Here is a 16,088-nt window from a genome sequence, read left to right as displayed (position 1 = left end):
ACCTTCTGACGCCGCCGGGCTTTGCCTACTCAGTCCAGTTCAATTCTGTTCTTCCCTTTTCACGCACACCGCAATGGAAACCTGGCAGCACTTTTTGGGCGTCCGCACGCGGGAAGTGAGTACGGTGTGGCTGTTCTTTCTGCACAACTTCCTGCTGGGCATCGGTACCGTGCTGGTGTACGTGGTAGCCAACGTGTTGCTACTCGAGCACCAGCCCGAGAGCAGCCTTCCGCTGGCTTATGGGTTGAGCGCCCTGGCTACCATTGCCCTCGGCAAAGTATACGCCCATTTTGAGCACAGCTGGCCCCTAAAAACGCTGGCTACCCGGGCCCTGCTGGTTGTAGTGGGCTTCACCGGTATGCTGGCCCTGCTGATTACGGCCGGCCACGCGGTGGTGGCAGCCGTAGCTCTGCTGGTGGGCTACCGCCTCATTTACCTACTGACTAACCTGGAGTTCTGGGGGCTTTCGGCGGTGGTGTTTGATGTGCGCCAGGGCCGGCGCCTGTTCAGCGTCATCAGCTCCGGCGACATGCCCGCCAAGGCCCTCGGGGCCGTGCTGGCCATCTTTGTGCACGCTCGCGCCGATTTGTTTTTTCTGCTGTTTGTGGCCTTCGGCGCGTACGTGGCGGCGCTTTACACCCAGTACCTTACGTTCCGCTCGCACGTGGTGGAGGCGCGGCCGGCCCCAGCCCGGGTGCGCCCGACGGTATCCTCGCCTTGGCTGCGCCGACTGCTGGGCAGCAATCCGCTGGTGCTGTACATGGGGCTGAGCATGCTGGCTGTGGCCGCCGTAGCCACCGGGGTCGAGTACTTTTTCTTTGTCAACGTCAAGCAGAAGCTCCAAGACCAGACCACCATTCTGCAGTACGTGGGCGGGGTGCTGGCCTTGGCCTACCTGCTGGCGATGCTGGGCAAGCTCCTGCTCACCCGCCACGGCCTCGACCACCTAGGCCTGCCCCGAACCCTGTTGCTCCTACCCCTCCTTGCCCTGGCTGGGGTAGCGCTGTTTGGGGGCCTGCTACTGCTGGGGTTGGGCCGGCTGGCCAGCTGGTATACTTCTGCGGGCTGTATCTGGGGCTGGAGGTGCTGCGCCGGGCCGTCTTCGACCCCGTGTTTCTGGTGCTATTTCAACCCCTTTCTCCGCCCCAGCGCCTACGTGGCCACACCCTAGTAAAAGGTTTTTACGAGCCCCTGGGCATGGGGCTGATGGGCGGGCTGTTGCTGGCAGCGCAGGCCCTGCCAACGGCCGGCGCCGGGCTGGCCTTTGCTGGAATGGCTTTGCTACTGCTGGGGGTCGTGCTGCTGCTGCGCCATACCCACCATTACTACCTGGAGGAGCTAAAAACAGTGCTCAGCCGCCGCTTCCCCGACCAGCCCCACCCAGCCTGGAACACCACCGACATCCTGCACTTAGAAGAAACCCCTGCCCCGATGCCCCTACCCCACCTGTCTCACCGGATACATCTTTGGCCGCTTCACCCCCGAAACCGGGCCTATACCTGACGCAGCCCTCTATCACCCCGAGCTAGCACAGCGCCAGGCCGCGCTGGCCCAGTGCCTGACGGCTACGCCCACCGACCCGGCGGCCCAGGCCAGCCTGCAGGAGTTGGCCGCCGCCAATGCCGTGGAGCCGCGGCAAGTGGCCCTGGCCTTGCTGCGCTTTCTGCCCCCGCCCCGGCAAACCGCCTTGCTGCACACCTGCCTGCATAGCCTAGAGCCCAGCCTGGTGAAGGCGGCCGTGCAAGCCGCCGCCCAAACGCCCACGGCGCCCATCATTGAGCTGCTGATTGATTTGCTGGAAGAAAAGGCCGTGCGCAAGCCAGCCGCCAGTGCCCTAGCTGGCATGGGCGCCGCCGTGTTGCCAGCCCTGGAAACGGCCCTGCACCGCCAAACCGACTACCCCTTGCTGCGCCGACTAACCATGGTGTGTGCCCGCGTGGGCACGCCGGCCAGCCGCCGCGTGCTGGTAGCCCTGGCCCAACAATCCAACCTGAGCCGGCGGGCGGCCGCCCTGCATGCTCTCAGCCGCTACGAGGCCGTGGCGGCTGAAGCTCCGCTGTTTCAGAACCTGATGCAGAAGGAAATGCGGCTGGCGCAGCTGCTACTGCACGGCATGCTGGGGGCCAACGTGGAGTTGCGCTCCTGCCTAAAGTACGAGCTGACCAAGGTGCAGCAGCGGCTGTTTGGCCTGCTGCTCCAGCTCTACGACCGCCAACCCATCCTCGACGCTCAGCGCGGCATAGCCCGGGCCGGACAGGAGCGCCAAGCCAATGCCCTGGAAATTCTCGATAACCTGATTCCGCGGCCCCTCTACCAGGGTTTGCAGGCCCTCGTGGACGTGGGCCGACTCACCAAAAAGGTGCAGACCTTCGACCAACTGCTGGGCCCCGTGCCGCCAGAGTCTATTCTGACTCTTATTCTGCAGCGGGGTGAGGATGCGTTTGCGCCCTGGACCGTGAGCGTGGCCCTGCGGCAGTGGCAGCCCACGCCCGCCACTGTGGCTACCCTGCGCACGTACCTGCACGCTTCTAACCTGCTGGTGCGGGAAAGCGCCGAAGACGTGCTGGAGTTGCTGCCCGCCCGCTACCCGGCCGTGTATGAGCACTGGTGCCGCCTCTATCCGTGCGCCACGGACAGCCCGGACGGCCCGGCAGCCGTGGCCCCGCGCATCTCGGCGGTGGAGCGGGTACTGCTGCTCAAGCACACTACTCTGTTTGCTCAAACGCCTGAGAATGTGCTCAGCAGCATTGTACCTATTATGAAGGAAGTAGAGTTTCCTGACCAGCACACCATTTTTGCGAAGGGCGACCTGGGCACTTCGCTCTTTATTATTTACACGGGAGAGGTAGGGATTTTTACGGGGGAGCAGCAACTGGCTACTTTCCACGAGGGCGACTTTTTCGGGAGCTAGCCCTGCTCGATGCGGAGCCCCGTTCCGCCACGGCCGTTACTAAGGGCCCGGTGGTGGCGTTTCGGCTGGATCAAGAGGATTTTTACGACGTGATGGAGGAATGCGCCGAAGTGCTGGACAACATCCTGCGCGTACTCTGCCAGCGCCTGCGCCTACAAAACGAGAAGATGAGGGCCCTGACTACCGGCGAAATGGTTCGAAACGAGCCAGGCTAGGAGTGCCGGAGCGGGGAACGGCTGCCTGCTGGTGTGGGGTCGGAATCCTAACGGCAAGCTCCTGCGTATATAGCCGCACTTGGGCTTGCCGCCATCTGGCAGCCTTTTCTCTCGCCTGATTCCCACTCAATCTCTCGCATTATGAACAAGCATCTGCTTTCTACCCTGGCGTTGGCCTTCGTTTTCACTACTGGCTCGGCCGTGGCCCAGGGCAAAATGAAAACTAAGTCGGACGACGAAAAAACCAAGACTACCGAAGGCGGCATGACCACCAAAACCAAGGTGGACGACGACGGTAAAGTAAAAGTGAAAGGTGAGTCGGCCGATGGTGCCAAGCTGAAAGCCACGACCAAGCCCCGCAAAGGCAAGGACATGAAAGACATGAAGATGTCGGGTGGGGGTAGCAGCGCCGGCGTAATGGTGGGCGGCGCCATGATGACTCCGGACAAGGACATTGTCGATAACGCCGTTAACTCCACTGACCACACCACGCTGGTAGCGGCCGTGAAGGCAGCCGGCCTGGTGGAAACCATGAAAGGCGCGGGTCCCTACACCGTATTCGCTCCTACCAACGCGGCCTTCGACAAGCTGCCGGCGGGCACCGTGAACACGCTGGTAATGCCCGAAAATAAGCAGAAGCTCACCACCATCCTGACCTACCACGTGGTACCCGGCCGCCTGATGGCCGCTGACCTGAAGGATGGCCAGACGCTGACTACCGTGCAAGGCGAAACCCTAACGGTACACCGCATGGGCGACACGGTGATGCTGCATGACACTAAGGGCGGCATGGCTAACGTGACCATTCCGAACGTGGTATCAAAAAATGGCGTGACCCACGTAATTGATACCGTGCTGATGCCGACCAAGTAAGTTCAGCCGCTCTGCGCGCTACCTCTCAGGCCGACTCCGTTCCGGGGTCGGCCTTTTTGTGTGCTGGGGGCAGCAGGTTGGCCGGCCCGTTGTGTTACGGATTTGTTACGAAAGCCGGTGGCCGCAGCCCGCCCCCGGCCCGTCCGGCCAATATTTGCGACCTTTGGTTTTCACCCCCGTCCTCCACACCTTTTGCGAATGAAACACCTGTTCTCCTGGCTGTTAGCCTTTTCCTTAAGCCTGGGCGCAGTGGTAGCCCAAACGCTACCACCCGCGCCGCCCACTGCCCTGCAAGGCCAAGATTTGAAAGATTGGCTGCGCCAAAACTGGTACGATGGCCGGCGCATTGAGCTCAGCTATAACGCGGCCCGGGGCAAGATGTACAACTACATTGATAACCAGAACGGCCGGGTAGTATGCGTGTACTCGGGGTACACCGAACTGACGCCCCTGGACTCAAGCAGCACTAACCCGGGCGTGGTGTCGCGCATTAACTGCGAGCATACCGTGCCGCAGTCGTGGTTTGATGAGGCAGTGCGCATGCGCTCCGACATTCATCACCTGTTTCCTACCTATGACACCTGGAACAGCAACCGGGGCTCCGATCCGTTTGCTGAAATTCCGGATGCGCAAACCCGCCTCTGGATGCGCAATAACCAGAGCCAGACCACTATTCCGACAACAAACATCAACGAATACAGCGAAGATACGGACGCGCAGTTTGAGCCCCGCGAGGACCACAAGGGCAACCTGGCCCGGTCTATTTTCTACTTCTACACGGTGCACCAGAACGAGAAGTTTGACCCGGGCAAGGGCATAATTACCGCCGCTGCTGATTTGAACACCTTGTACCAGTGGCACCTGGCCGACCCCGTAGACGCCCGGGAGCGGGAACGAAACCGCCGCGTGGCCAAAAGCCAGGGCAACTTCAACCCCTACATTTCCTACCCCGACCTGGTAGCTCGGGCCTGGGGCTTTCAGGCGCTGCCCACGTTTTCCTTTGCTACGGCCAGCGGCAGCGTAACGGAGGGCGCCAGCGGCACCACAGCCACCTATACCACTACTGTTACCATCACGTCGGCCCCTACTACTCCCCTGACCGTGGAGGTAGCCCTGGACGCGGCCACTTCTACCGCCACGGCGGGCCAGGACTTCGCCTTTACCTCACCCCAAACCTTAACCTTTGCCGCCGGCCAGACTTCGCAATCCTTGACCGTCACGGTGACGGGTGACGCCCAGCCGGAGGCCAATGAAACGGTGGTACTTAGCCTGCGCAACCCTGCCACCGGCGGGGCCGTGGGTGGCCCCGCCTCGCACGAGCTGACTATCACGAACGATGACGGCCCGGCCCCAACCATTGCCTTTGCCTCCGCCACGGGCAGCCTACCCGAAGGTAATGCCGGCACCAGCACTTATTCCGTGAACGTGACGCTGAGCGGTAGTGCCCCTTCCGCCAACGTAACCATTCCCGTCACGGTAAGCGCCACCGGCACTACTGCCACCTCGCCCGCCGACTACACCCTGGCAACCAGCTCCCTGACCTTTGTGGCCGGGCAGGCATCCCAGACGCAGACCGTGACGCTCACCGTGCCCGCCGATACCCAGCCGGAACCCAACGAAACCGTGCGGCTGGTGCTGGGCGTGCCCACCACCGGCGGCGCCATTTTGGGCACGCCCGCCGCCCACGTGCTCACCATTCAGAACGACGACCAAGCCCCGGCCGGCTCGCCCTGCACCGATTTGTTTTTCTCGGAGTACGTGGAAGGCGCAACGGGTAACACCAAGGTGCTAGAAATCTATAACCCCTCGCCAGCTCCTATTAGTCTGACCGATATCGAAGTACGCCTTTACCCCAGCGGGTCGACTACCCCTTCGCAAACGGCCCTGCTTAGCGGCACCATTGCCCCCGGCGACGTGTACGTTATTGCCAACACTGGCGTCACCTCTACCCTGGTGCAAGCCCAAACTGACTTGCAATCTGGGGTAGGCTTTTTCAACGGCCCCCACTCCATTGGGCTATTTAATGGCACTGATACGTTAGATGTCATTGGCGTTATCGGGCAGGTGCCCGCCGGTGGTAGCTGGACTGTGCCCAGCGGCGGCTCAACCCGGGACAACACGCTGGTACGCAAGCCCACCGTAAGCCGGGGCCAACCGCGCTGGAGCCTAGCCGCCGACGGCTGGCAAGCCCAGGGCGTGGATGTATACACGGGCGTAGGAAGCCACACCAGCACCTGCGCTACCATAACCCGCACCCCCAAGGCCGCCGCCCTGGCAGCAGGCATGGAGGTGTATCCTAACCCGGCCGGGGGCAGCGTGCAGGTGCGTTTGCCGGAGTTGCGGGGGCGCCATAAGACCACCATCAGCCTCTATAACGCCCTGGGCCAGCAGGTACTAGTCCGCACCCAACTGCTGAGCGCCGCGGAGGCAGCAACCCTTAATGTTCAGTCCTTGGCTAGTGGCCTCTACTCCGTGCGCGTAACGGCAGATGGGGTGCAGTACACCGGCCGCCTAGCCGTGCAGCGGTAACTATCCAGAAGCAAACGCCCTGATCCGGCCCGTTCTCCTTGATTTTCCGAGGTGGGCGGGCCGGACTTTTTTTCTACATGAGGGAGCAGAAGGTATTATAGAAGTCAGCCTGAACGTTCCGCAGGGGTGCAGTCGGAGCGTCTGGCGCAGTATCGTTGAGGTAGTAGCTTTGTCATCAGGTACGCCGGCTGCTCTGGTGGTGCCTCCGAGCTACGGGTCTTTTTGCTGCGTGCTTACTCCTCAACGAAACCCCTGGCTATCCGGTAAGCGCTACGGCCCGCATGGCAACGCAGGCCGTATTTAGTAGATGCAGGGGACGAAACACTCGGCCGTAGCCAGATACCATAAAAGTGGGGAAAATAGAAGTTACACCTCGGCAATGGTCAGGACGGGAATGCGGCTGTGAGCGAGCAGGCCAGCCGTTACGCTCTGCAAGAACTGGGTTCCGGTAAAGGAGCGCTGCCGGGTCACAAACGAAAGCATATCGGCGCGGTAGCGGGCGGCCGCGTGCCGGATGCCTTGCTCAATGCTGGGGTGGCGGGCAGTAGCTACGGTGTGCGCTACGCCGCGCAACAGGCCTGTTTGGTGCAACTGGGCCGCTATTTCAGCCATTTTCGGCGAAAACTCACTGGTGTACACGTGAATACCCACCACCTCCGGAATGATTCGGGTGAGCAGGTGGTCCACGTCGCTGGGCAGGTGGCTTAGCGTCAGAGGGAAGCGCGCATACGTCAGTTGAGCCAGTAGGGCCGGAATGGTTTCTGCCGTGGCGGGTAGGCGTACAGCGCGCCGGTCGGTATCCAGCACAATGCGGCGCGGCACCGGTCCGGCCCGAAAGGTAGCGGGCACCACCAGCAGCGGCTGGGCTACCTGCCGCACCACATATAGGGCTGTACTGGTGGCGGCAGTAGTCATTCGCTTAGCCGGGTTGCTGTTTCCAACCACTATAATATGCCCCACGCTACTGCGCATGGCCGCCGTAAGGCGCGCGGCGGCATCCGAGGTAATGACTTCGTGCGTGCACGGCACCGACCTGCTGATTTTACGGGCTAGCTCAGCTAGCTGCTGAGCGCTTTCGGTAGCCGTTAGGCCTCCTGCTGCCGCGCTGAAGTAGCGGCCTTCCACCCCATTTGTTACGGGCAGCACGTGCCAGAGCCGCAGGTGCGCCCCTAGGTGACGAGCCAGTACCTCGGCGTAGCGCAGGGCATTGGCCGCCGTAGCCGAAAAATCGGTCAGGACATGAAAAGTCAGCATGGGGCAAGGCACTAGCGTTGGACGGAACTGGAAAAACTATACTGTCTATGAGAAAGTTACGAGTTAAGGCAGTGCCAGAAATTAACACCACATTAAAAACGTCTTATTCCCAACCGTTTCTGCTGCACCTAGCTCCATCAGCTTTTTTGCCCGTCGACTAACTTCTAAGGACCCAAAAGGCCTTTTTCACTTGCCTCAAACTTGCCCTCACTTGCTCGTTATGCGGGCCCGAGCAGCAGGCGACGGAGGCTATAGGGGTTAGCACGCAGTTAGTCGGCCGGTTCCAGCAGTTCCTGGTACTCGGGGTGACGCTGCACAAAATGCTGCATGAACTCGCAGCTGGTGCGCACCCGTAGCTGCTGCTCCCGAGCGTAAGCGAGGCCCGCGCGGGCCAGTTCCTCAGCAACTCCCTTACCCCGGAGGCCCTCTTCCACAAACGTGTGCGTGAAATCGATAACGCCCTGCTGGGGCTGGCTGTAGGCTAACTCAGCCGTGTAGCCATCCTGAATAATTGTAAATTCCTGATCGGGAGCGTTGTGAGTGATGGAAGCAGCCATGGACAGAAGGTGTAGAAGAAGAAGGAAGACCCGACGGTATGGTTCAGTACCGCCATTTGTCAGGCATTTACGTATGAGAAGCAGCGCTGGCTACGTAGGCCGCGCTTTCTCTTCTGTTTCTCTCTTCCTATTCTACCCACCATGGCACATACCCCAGAAAACTCCGATTTTACGCCCGATACCAACTCTACTGCGGCTAACTCGCCCACCGGAACGCCTCAGTATGGAGAGTTCGGCAAGCCTAACCAGCCCACGGAGGCCCGGACTACTACCCCTACCCACTCGGGTGAAAGTGTAACCCAAGGTGGCCAAGCGGCTCCTTCCGTGGCTTTCCCAGAGCAGCGCGGCAGTGTCCCGCAGAACCTCGACCCTCCTTGGTGCGGCAGGTAGCGGATGCCGAGTACGATGAGCAGCGCGAAGGCTGGGCTCAGGACGATCCGCGCTATGGCGGCGGCACCCGCAACTGGGCTACCAACGAGCCGGCCAACCATAGCCAGGGCCCTGCCCGCGACGACGACGAAAAGCCCCACAACCCGAACGTGGGTAACAACGACAACCCCGATGAATTCAGCGCCCTGCGCCCCGATGGTGGCCGCGGCATTCCCGGCGCCAGCACGGACGGCCAGCTTCTCGCCGGCGATGACAAAGACAAATAGTAGTTGGCGTTTTGCCCTTCTCATCCATTAACATCAGCGCCGGGCCGCAGCGCAGTGTTAGGCGCTGATTTTCTTATCCCTTTTCCATGGCTACTGAACCAAATCAAGACCCCGCCGCCGCCCTCGACCCAAACTCGGGCGCTAACTTAACGGAAGAACAGCGCAAGCACCGCGAGGAGCTGTACGGCTACAAGCGCGACGAGGAAGGCACTTTGGATACCTCCGCCCGCCTCGAAGAAGAAACCACCGGCATTCCGTTGGATGGCGCCGGCAACGCTGGCCCCGACGCCGACAACACGACCCGTCGTGACGAGCTGGACATTCCCGGCTTCAACAACCCCATCGACGATAACAACCGCTAGAACATCAGCTAGCGGCGCAGCCAACTGCTTGCCAGAAGGCACCTAACCACCACGACCACTCTACACTCTCCTGAAATTGAAGGAGTATGTGTAGAGTGGTCGTGTTTTTTTATGGTAATACGTGGCAGACCCGCTGCCGAGGAGTTGCCATCCGTGTCCATCTCGGCTGGGGTAGAAACTCACGGGCTTAACCCGCGGGGGTGTAGATGATGGCCGAAGATGAGGTCGAGAGCAGGCACCATACCTTCACCCTGGCCATGGAGTACGCTACTACCCCGTTTAACTTCGTGCTGAGTGTGTGCGACCATGCCCGCGAAACCTGTTCCGTGCTGCCGGGCGCTACCACCGCCACCCGCCTGTACCATAGCGTTCCTGAACCCGCCCGCGCTACTGGCTCGGAGGCCGAAATACGAACAGCTTTCCAAGATACTCGCGACCAGATCAAAGCCTTCGCCATCGATTTTGTCCGGCAGCATTTACCCCATTAGCAAGCCAGCCCCACTGCGTAGCAACCACTCCCGAAGCGGCAGCCCAATGCCCAGCACTAGTAGGACACGTTGGCATGTATAAGGAAGTAGGCCGTCTGCCTAAACATGGCTGGGGGCTTTGAGGGCAACTATTCTGCTAGTCAGGAACTGGGCCGCGGTGAGTGGAAAGCAGGGAGTTTTTAAGCCAAGCACCTGTCACCTGTTGGGCATTTCGCGTATACAATTCTTACGCGTAGCTTTCCGCTCCCAACCCTTCTTCCATCCATGGCAGCTTCTTTCCTCGTCCTCACCGATTTTACGCCGGCCGCCGACCATGCCCTGCGCTACGCAGCGGCTCTGGCCGCGCCCGCCCAGGCCACGCTAGTTGTCCTGCATATCCGTCGCGAAACTTTGCTTGACCCGGAAGCTTTCACGGGCACCATCCGCCACATGAGCGAGGGCGAAATTGCGGCGGCCCTGCAGGAGCGGGTGCAGCCGCTGAAGGTAAGCGCCACGGTTGAATCGGCGGTAGACGGGGTGGAGGGCGCCGTAGCGGACGCTGTGCGCCGCCATGCACCCGCCCTGGTAATCCTGGGCAAGCCTGATACCGAAACTACCCCGGATGAACTGGTCAGCAGCACGTCGTTGAAGCTGCTGCGGGCTACCCGTACGCCCCTGCTGGTGGTGCCCGTTGCCTCGCAGGCTCCCGTTCCCCCGCACTGCGTAACTATTGCCGCCGACAACAGCCCCATTGAGTTGAAGGTGCAGTCGGCGGGCGTACAGGTGCTGTTGGAACAATTACAGCCCCACCTCACCGTAACGCACGTAGCGGAGCCTGAGAACAGCGACAGTTGTGCCCAGGCTTTTGAAGCCGTTGTTGCGAGTGGCTTAACCAAGGGTACTACCTTCCGGGTGCTGTGCCATAGTATTCGGCACCGCCGCATAGCAGCCGGCATTCTGCTGGCCGCCGCTGAAACCAAGGCCGATCTGCTGGTGCTTATTGCCCGCCGCCGCAGCTTTTTGGGGCAGCTTTTCAACCGTAGCGTCACCTCCCAAGTGGTACTGCACGGGCAGCTGCCGATTCTGCTGCTACCCGCCATGGACTAAAACCAACGGCTACCCGACTACCCTGCTCCGGCGCTCCAGCAGACAGACGTCGTGCCACTGACCTTGCAACTGGCCCAGCCGTTCCCGCACGCCCACCAGCCGAAACCCAGCCTGTTCGTGCAGGCGCAGGCTAGCCGCGTTCAGGCGCATGATACCGGCTTGTAAGGTCCAGATTCCGTGCTGCTCCGATTCGGCTACCAGTTGCGCCAGCAGCCGCTGCCCTACTCCCCGGCCCCGATGCGCGGCCCCAACGTACACGCTCACTTCTGCCACGCCGCGGTACACGCACCGGCCCGAAACGGGCGTCAGGGCCGCCCAGCCTGCTACCTGCCCAGCTTCAGACAAGGCTATAACCCGGCTATGCGGTAGGTGGCTGGCGTCCCACTCCGCCCAGGCCGGAACGTCGGTGGCAAAAGTTGCCTGACCCGTGGCTATGCCTTCGGCATAAATGGCACTCACAGCGGGGTAGTGCTCCGTGGTCAGGGGTAGGAGCTGAATGGTAGCAGTGGTAGACATCATCAGTAAGGCAGCAGACTGAAGAGAAAGTAGTAAATCTGAAGGGTAGCTAGTACTTAAGACCTAATAAAATTCGCTCGGGTGAGCCTCATCCAACCCTCTTCTTCACTGCTACTGCGGACTTCTGCACTCTACCGGCACCCGGCCTGGCAGCAGTGGTAGCCGCACCTATTTTGCCGGCTAACTTTTACCAACGCCAGCCCAGTTGCAGGCCGCCGTACCAGTTGCGGCCCGGGGCCGGCTGAAAGTAGCGCCCCCGAAGGCGTTGAGGTCGTTGCCTAGGGAATAGCGGCGGTTCGTGGCGTTTTCAATCCCTCCGAATACATCCAGGCCTAGTCCTTTCGGCAGCTCACGACGCCAGCCGGCCCGGCTACCGAAGGTCCAGTAGCCGGGGCGTATTCGGTGTTGGCATCGTTGAGGGCAGGCGGCTTTGGTGGTTGACGGTGGGGTTAAGGTAGAAGCCCAACTGCTGGCTGAAATCGAGGCCGGTGGTGAGCGTGTGGGGCGCCGTGCCGGTGAGGCGGTTGCCGCTGAAATTGTTGCCGCCGCTTTCGTAGCTCCCGAAACGGTAGTGGTTGTAGGCGTAGCTCACAAAGGCGCGCAGACCGGTACCGCCCGCCTGGGTAGCACTTATGGTACCAGGGTCAGGCTACTTGCCGGCCGCCAGAGCCAGCCGCTGAGGGCCGCTTCGGCGCCACGCTGGCGGGTGTTGCCGGCATTGTCGAATAGCTGAGTACCCTGGTCGGTGGTGCGGGTAGTAATTGTCTGGCGCACGCGCAAGTCGTAGAGGGCTACATCATAGCGCACCCGCTCATTCCAGAGTTGCCCGCGGGCGCCTACCTCGTAGTTGGTGCCACGTTCAGCCTGCAGGGCGCGGTTAATGGAAGCGTCCGAAGGCCGAATTTCCTCTTCCGTGGGCGGCGAGAAGCCCGAGCTGATGCTGCCGTACACCGACAAGCCCAGGCCAAACTCGCGCAGCAGCGCCACCCGCGGCGACACCTCGGGCCGGAAGTTGCGCTCCAGTTGGTAGGCCTCGGGCGGGTAGCGGCGTCGGAAATGCGGCTGATGCGGTAGCGCAGGCGGTTGTAGCTGGCCCCGGCCGTGAGCAGCAGCCCGGCGGGTAGCTCGTAGTCGGCCTGGGCAAAAGCAAAGCCCGTAAGCGTCCGGATTTCGTCGTCGTAGCGCAGTTGGCCGGGGGTGCCGGCGCGGTTCTGGTAGTTGCGGGAGCTTTCAAAGCCGGTTTGCCCCTCTCCCCCACCCTGAAGACGGAGCGTGCGCCCAGCCAGGGTAGTGCGGTAGCTGGCCACTACCCGGCCGCCCCCGCCCAGCAAGGTATTGCGCTCAAAATCAATGAGGTAGGGTGTCTGGATACTGCTACCGCTCAGATACAAGGTAGTGCGCAAACTCAGGCGCTCCGAGAAGCGGGCTTCGTGGGTACCCCGAGCAAGGCCGTGCGCGAAGCATAGTAAGCGCGCTGCTGCACGGTGCCAGGGCTGGTGGCCGTACCCGGCCGGGCCTGGCGCGGATTAGCCTCGAACTGGGCCCGGGTAAGGCCGCCGGGCAGCTGGTAGTTTAGGTCGGAGTACAGGGCGTGCAAACTGATGGTCTGCTTGCCCGTAGGCTGCCACTCCCCGTCGAGGGCCAGCACGTCGCGGCGCAGGGCGCTTTGTTGGCGGTAGCCGTCGAGAGTCTGGCGGGCGTAGCTGGCACGTAGGTAGCCAGTAGCGGTACCTGTTTCGGCCGCCACTGTATAGCGCCGCAGTCCAAAGCTACCAGCCGTGAAGCCCACCTGGGCTCGGGAAGTGCCCAGCAGGGGCGCCGGCCCGTGAGCAGCACGGCTCCGCCGGTACCGGCCCCGTACACGCTGGCCGCCGGTCCTTTTACTACCTCAATGCCCCCGAACAGGCTAGGATCGAGCAGATTTAGAGGGTACTGCCGCTGGCTTCGGTGAAAGGTAAGCCTTGGTAGTACACCTTGGTGTTGCGCACCCCAAACGGGGAGCGAAGCGTGCTGCCCCGTACACTGAGCCGGTAGCTAGCCGTGGCGCGCTCCTCCAGTCGCACGCCCGGCAGGGTATTCACGGCCTGGGTCAGGGCGTTCTGCGGAAACCGCTCCAGCACGGCGGCATCGAGCACCCCCACAGCGGCGGCGGTGCGGCGCAGGGGTAGCTGCTGGCCGTAGCCGGTTACGGTAGCTTCGGGCAGCACCTGGGGCCGCAGCATGGCGGTATCGGGCGGGGCCGTTTGGGCGAAGGCGGCAACGGGCAAGAGCAGCAGCGGCGTGGCGTAGCGGTAAGGCATTGAGGTAGCAGTGAGGAGTCGGGGTACAGTAGCCGGGCCGCGCCGGTTCGAACTTGCTAACCCGTAATCAGTGATAAGGGTTGGGAACAGCCTAATTTTCGGGTCGTCATTATGTAGCGGCAGTTAGTGGGCAGGCTGTTCAGTAACAGAAGCAGCGGGGCAATGCCGGGCCGGATTCTGTATATGCCGGATTATGTATATTTCAACCTCTGCTTATCACCTGTTATTACCTGAGAAGTATATTTACTCCTTATGCTGCGTTTATTCCGTCGTCCAATACTCTTCCTATGCAAATTGCTACTCGTTAACGGGTGCTTTGTCTCCCGAATAGCTTTTGGGCAGACGTCTACGGTTAAGCTGAGCGTTAATCCTGTGCTACAAGTCGAGGAGCTAATCCCCTTTCTGCTGGTGTGGGAGTAGAAATAAGGATAAGCCCCCATTCGGCCTTGCAAGTCAGCGGCAGCTACCGGTACTTCCGCAACCAAGATGCTGAACCCGACAAGGGGCCCAAATTCTACCTAGACTACCGGTATTACCCGTGGTCGACTTCAACAAATGATGGACTCTTCCTAAGTCCTTTTGTGGGTATTGGCAGCCTCCGTGTAGGCAGAGGGGACGATTTTAATCTGCCGGACACTAACAGAAAACGGGAGCAGGAAGCCGGCGTCTTACTCGGGTATCAGGCGTTGTGGTCACGCTTCACGCTTGAAGGATTTGCTGGTCCGGCCTATCGCCGGGTGGCATCTGTGGGCAGTTATCTTGGCGTCCAGCGTTTTGTGTGGTTACGGGCAGGCTTCACAGCCGGACTACGGTTTGGTCAGCGGTAGTCTCAAGCGCCACCAAACCTCATACCAACGGTGTACTACCTTGCTAATCAATAACTCAACCAGCAAGCAATTCTCTGGGGCTACCGTGTGTTGCCGCTACCGCCGCTCCTGTCATTCCCACCGGGTTTACTGGCACTGGCGCTAGCGTATCAGTTGGGATGCGGGGTGGCTGGTGGCACGTTGAGGCAACCCAAGCTCGGCAAAAGCAGTTGAACTAGGCGCAACTATTCTTCTGTGCTATGCTTTCCAAACTTACTTTTTCGCTGGCGGCAACGCTGCTCTTTGCCTGCTCGGCCACGGCTCAAAACGTACCGCCAGAGGCTACCCCTTTCCGAATGACGGGCAACATTTACTTGCCCAAAAAGCTACCCGCAACCCCGGAGCGCATCAGCAGCCTGAAAGCGCCAGCCGGCTTTACCGTCAGTGCCTACGCCCAGGGCCTGGATATGCCCCGCATGCTGGCCGTGGCTCCCAACGGCGACGTGTACGTATCGAACCGGGTAAAAGGCACCGTGACACTGATCCGCGACGCCAACCAGGACGGCAAGGCGGAAGTAATGCAGCAGGTAGCCCAAAAGCCTCACCTGCATGGTTTGGCCCTGAAAGATGGTAAGCTTTACATGGCCGCCATCCGGGAGTTGTACGTGGCCGATGTGAAACCCGATGGCAGCCTGAGCGAGCCCAAAATGCTTTATCAGGACCTGCCCGACGCCGGCCAGCACGCCAACCGCACCCTGCAATTCGGTCCGGATGGGCAGCTCTACCTCTCGGTGGGTAGCACCTGCAACGCCTGCGACGAAGACAACCCCGAAAACGCCACCCTGCTTCAGATCAAAACGGATGGCTCGGGCCGCCGCGTGTACGCCCGCGGCCTGCGCAACACCATCGGCTTCGACTGGCACCCAACTACCCGGCAACTCTACGGCCTCGACCACGGCATTGACTGGCTCGGCGACGAGGACCAGCAGGAAGAATTCAACCAGATTAAAGAAGGCGGCCACTATGGCTGGCCCTCCATCATTGCCGACGGCAAACCCTACCCCGCCAACAAGCCTAAGTCGGGCGACTCCTACGCGCAGTTTGACGCTAAAGCGGTGCGGCCTCTGCTGCTCTACAAAGCCCACTCCGCGCCGCTGGGTCTGGTGTTCAACCGCGGCCAGCAGTTCCCGGCTGAGTTTCGCCACGATGCCTTCGTGACCATGCACGGCTCCTGGAACCGAGCCCAGCCCTCGGGCTACAAAATTGTGCGAGTGCGCTTCAACGAGCAGGGGCAGCCCCAGCAGTTTGAGGATTTCGTGACGGGGTGGCTGATAGAAAACGACAAGTCGGAATTCGGCCGCCCTTGCAGCATCGTGCAGGCCCCAGATGGCTCCCTTCTAGTCTCTGACGATGATAACGGGGTTATCTACCGCGTGGCTTATACAGGTAGAGAAGCAAAGAAACCTAAGAAAAGCAGCTAACTGAACAGCCACCCGTTTCGGCTCTGTGCACGGTAAAGCCAAAGCCCAGGATGC

General features: G+C 61.0%; 20 protein-coding genes and 1 pseudogene. 13 read left to right on the top strand and 8 right to left on the bottom strand.

Annotation, left to right across the window (positions count from 1 at the left end):
* Positions 1–73 precede the first annotated feature (73 nt).
* The 6 genes from MUN84_RS18430 to MUN84_RS18405 all read left to right on the top strand — a co-directional run bounded on the left by MUN84_RS18430 (position 74) and on the right by MUN84_RS18405 (position 6,528).
* Complete coding sequence (locus MUN84_RS18430) at positions 74–1,171, top strand: hypothetical protein (protein WP_244695436.1); 1,098 nt, start codon at positions 74–76, stop codon at positions 1,169–1,171.
* Positions 1,120–1,503 carry a hypothetical protein gene (locus tag MUN84_RS18425; RefSeq protein ID WP_244695435.1) on the top strand — a complete coding sequence of 128 codons (384 nt, stop codon included), beginning with the start codon at positions 1,120–1,122 and terminating at the stop codon, positions 1,501–1,503. The genes MUN84_RS18430 and MUN84_RS18425 overlap by 52 nt, the downstream gene beginning before the upstream one ends.
* A 103-nt stretch (positions 1,504–1,606) precedes the next feature.
* Complete coding sequence (locus MUN84_RS18420) at positions 1,607–2,911, top strand: cyclic nucleotide-binding domain-containing protein (RefSeq protein WP_244695434.1); 1,305 nt, start codon at positions 1,607–1,609, stop codon at positions 2,909–2,911.
* Positions 2,912–2,961: 50 nt separating this feature from the next.
* Positions 2,962–3,126, top strand: coding sequence for a hypothetical protein (locus MUN84_RS18415; RefSeq protein WP_244695433.1), 165 nt, complete (start codon positions 2,962–2,964; stop codon positions 3,124–3,126).
* A 372-nt stretch (positions 3,127–3,498) separates the two neighbouring features.
* Positions 3,499–3,999, top strand: a complete 501-nt coding sequence (locus tag MUN84_RS18410) for a fasciclin domain-containing protein (protein WP_375374045.1) — start codon at positions 3,499–3,501, stop codon at positions 3,997–3,999.
* Positions 4,000–4,197: 198 nt separating this feature from the next.
* Positions 4,198–6,528, top strand: coding sequence for an endonuclease (locus tag MUN84_RS18405; RefSeq protein WP_244695432.1), 2,331 nt, complete (start codon positions 4,198–4,200; stop codon positions 6,526–6,528).
* 366 nt (positions 6,529–6,894) lie between these two features.
* Here MUN84_RS18405 and MUN84_RS18400 read toward each other — a convergent pair whose 3' ends face one another.
* Both MUN84_RS18400 and MUN84_RS18395 read right to left on the bottom strand, forming a co-directional pair.
* Positions 6,895–7,782: a universal stress protein gene (locus tag MUN84_RS18400; protein ID WP_244695431.1), complete on the bottom strand. Its 888-nt coding sequence runs from the start codon at positions 7,780–7,782 to the stop codon at positions 6,895–6,897.
* Between the two features lie 269 nt (positions 7,783–8,051).
* On the bottom strand, positions 8,052–8,339 hold the full coding sequence (locus MUN84_RS18395; protein ID WP_244695430.1) for a GNAT family N-acetyltransferase: 288 nt from the start codon (positions 8,337–8,339) through the stop codon (positions 8,052–8,054).
* A 141-nt stretch (positions 8,340–8,480) separates the two neighbouring features.
* Between MUN84_RS18395 and MUN84_RS18390 the strand changes: the two genes are divergently transcribed.
* From MUN84_RS18390 to MUN84_RS18370, 5 genes are all read left to right on the top strand, one after another.
* On the top strand, positions 8,481–8,729 hold the full coding sequence (locus MUN84_RS18390) for a hypothetical protein (RefSeq protein ID WP_244695429.1): 249 nt from the start codon (positions 8,481–8,483) through the stop codon (positions 8,727–8,729).
* Positions 8,714–8,995: a hypothetical protein gene (locus MUN84_RS18385; RefSeq protein ID WP_244695428.1), complete on the top strand. Its 282-nt coding sequence runs from the start codon at positions 8,714–8,716 to the stop codon at positions 8,993–8,995. The genes MUN84_RS18390 and MUN84_RS18385 overlap by 16 nt, the downstream gene beginning before the upstream one ends.
* Before the next feature lie 86 nt (positions 8,996–9,081).
* Positions 9,082–9,357 (top strand): hypothetical protein, encoded by a 276-nt coding sequence (locus MUN84_RS18380; protein WP_244695427.1) that lies wholly within the window; start codon positions 9,082–9,084, stop codon positions 9,355–9,357.
* A gap of 206 nt (positions 9,358–9,563) precedes the next feature.
* The gene (locus tag MUN84_RS18375) at positions 9,564–9,845 is read left to right on the top strand and encodes a hypothetical protein (RefSeq protein WP_244695426.1); all 282 of its coding nucleotides are present in this window, start codon (positions 9,564–9,566) and stop codon (positions 9,843–9,845) included.
* A gap of 264 nt (positions 9,846–10,109) precedes the next feature.
* A complete protein-coding gene (locus tag MUN84_RS18370) occupies positions 10,110–10,931 on the top strand; it encodes a universal stress protein (RefSeq protein WP_244695425.1) in 822 nt (273 codons plus the stop codon).
* A 9-nt stretch (positions 10,932–10,940) separates the two neighbouring features.
* Here the strand turns inward: MUN84_RS18370 and MUN84_RS18365 are convergent, their stop codons facing one another.
* From MUN84_RS18365 to MUN84_RS18340, 6 genes and pseudogenes are all read right to left on the bottom strand, one after another.
* Positions 10,941–11,450, bottom strand: a complete 510-nt coding sequence (locus tag MUN84_RS18365) for a GNAT family N-acetyltransferase (protein ID WP_244695424.1) — start codon at positions 11,448–11,450, stop codon at positions 10,941–10,943.
* A gap of 367 nt (positions 11,451–11,817) precedes the next feature.
* Positions 11,818–12,039: a hypothetical protein gene (locus tag MUN84_RS18360; protein WP_244695423.1), complete on the bottom strand. Its 222-nt coding sequence runs from the start codon at positions 12,037–12,039 to the stop codon at positions 11,818–11,820.
* A 38-nt stretch (positions 12,040–12,077) separates the two neighbouring features.
* Positions 12,078–12,398 carry a TonB-dependent receptor domain-containing protein gene (locus MUN84_RS18355; RefSeq protein WP_244695422.1) on the bottom strand — a complete coding sequence of 107 codons (321 nt, stop codon included), beginning with the start codon at positions 12,396–12,398 and terminating at the stop codon, positions 12,078–12,080.
* Positions 12,284–12,850 carry a hypothetical protein gene (locus MUN84_RS18350; RefSeq protein WP_244695421.1) on the bottom strand — a complete coding sequence of 189 codons (567 nt, stop codon included), beginning with the start codon at positions 12,848–12,850 and terminating at the stop codon, positions 12,284–12,286. Before MUN84_RS18350 ends, MUN84_RS18355 begins: the two co-directional genes overlap by 115 nt.
* 2 nt (positions 12,851–12,852) lie before the next feature.
* The gene (locus MUN84_RS18345; protein ID WP_244695420.1) at positions 12,853–13,236 is read right to left on the bottom strand and encodes a hypothetical protein; all 384 of its coding nucleotides are present in this window, start codon (positions 13,234–13,236) and stop codon (positions 12,853–12,855) included.
* A gap of 104 nt (positions 13,237–13,340) precedes the next feature.
* Positions 13,341–13,669, bottom strand: a pseudogene (locus tag MUN84_RS18340) (TonB-dependent receptor plug domain-containing protein); the annotation flags it as partial.
* Positions 13,670–14,157: 488 nt separating this feature from the next.
* On the opposite strand from MUN84_RS18340, the gene MUN84_RS24725 reads away from it, so the two are divergent.
* A complete protein-coding gene (locus MUN84_RS24725; protein WP_410780059.1) occupies positions 14,158–14,574 on the top strand; it encodes a hypothetical protein in 417 nt (138 codons plus the stop codon).
* A 239-nt stretch (positions 14,575–14,813) separates the two neighbouring features.
* The gene (locus MUN84_RS18335) at positions 14,814–16,034 is read left to right on the top strand and encodes a PQQ-dependent sugar dehydrogenase (protein WP_244695418.1); all 1,221 of its coding nucleotides are present in this window, start codon (positions 14,814–14,816) and stop codon (positions 16,032–16,034) included.
* Positions 16,035–16,088 lie beyond the last annotated feature (54 nt).

Source organism: Hymenobacter sp. 5516J-16 (genome assembly GCF_022919335.1).
Lineage (GTDB): Bacteria > Bacteroidota > Bacteroidia > Cytophagales > Hymenobacteraceae > Hymenobacter > Hymenobacter sublimis.
This window is presented reverse-complemented; position numbering and strand designations above follow the sequence as displayed.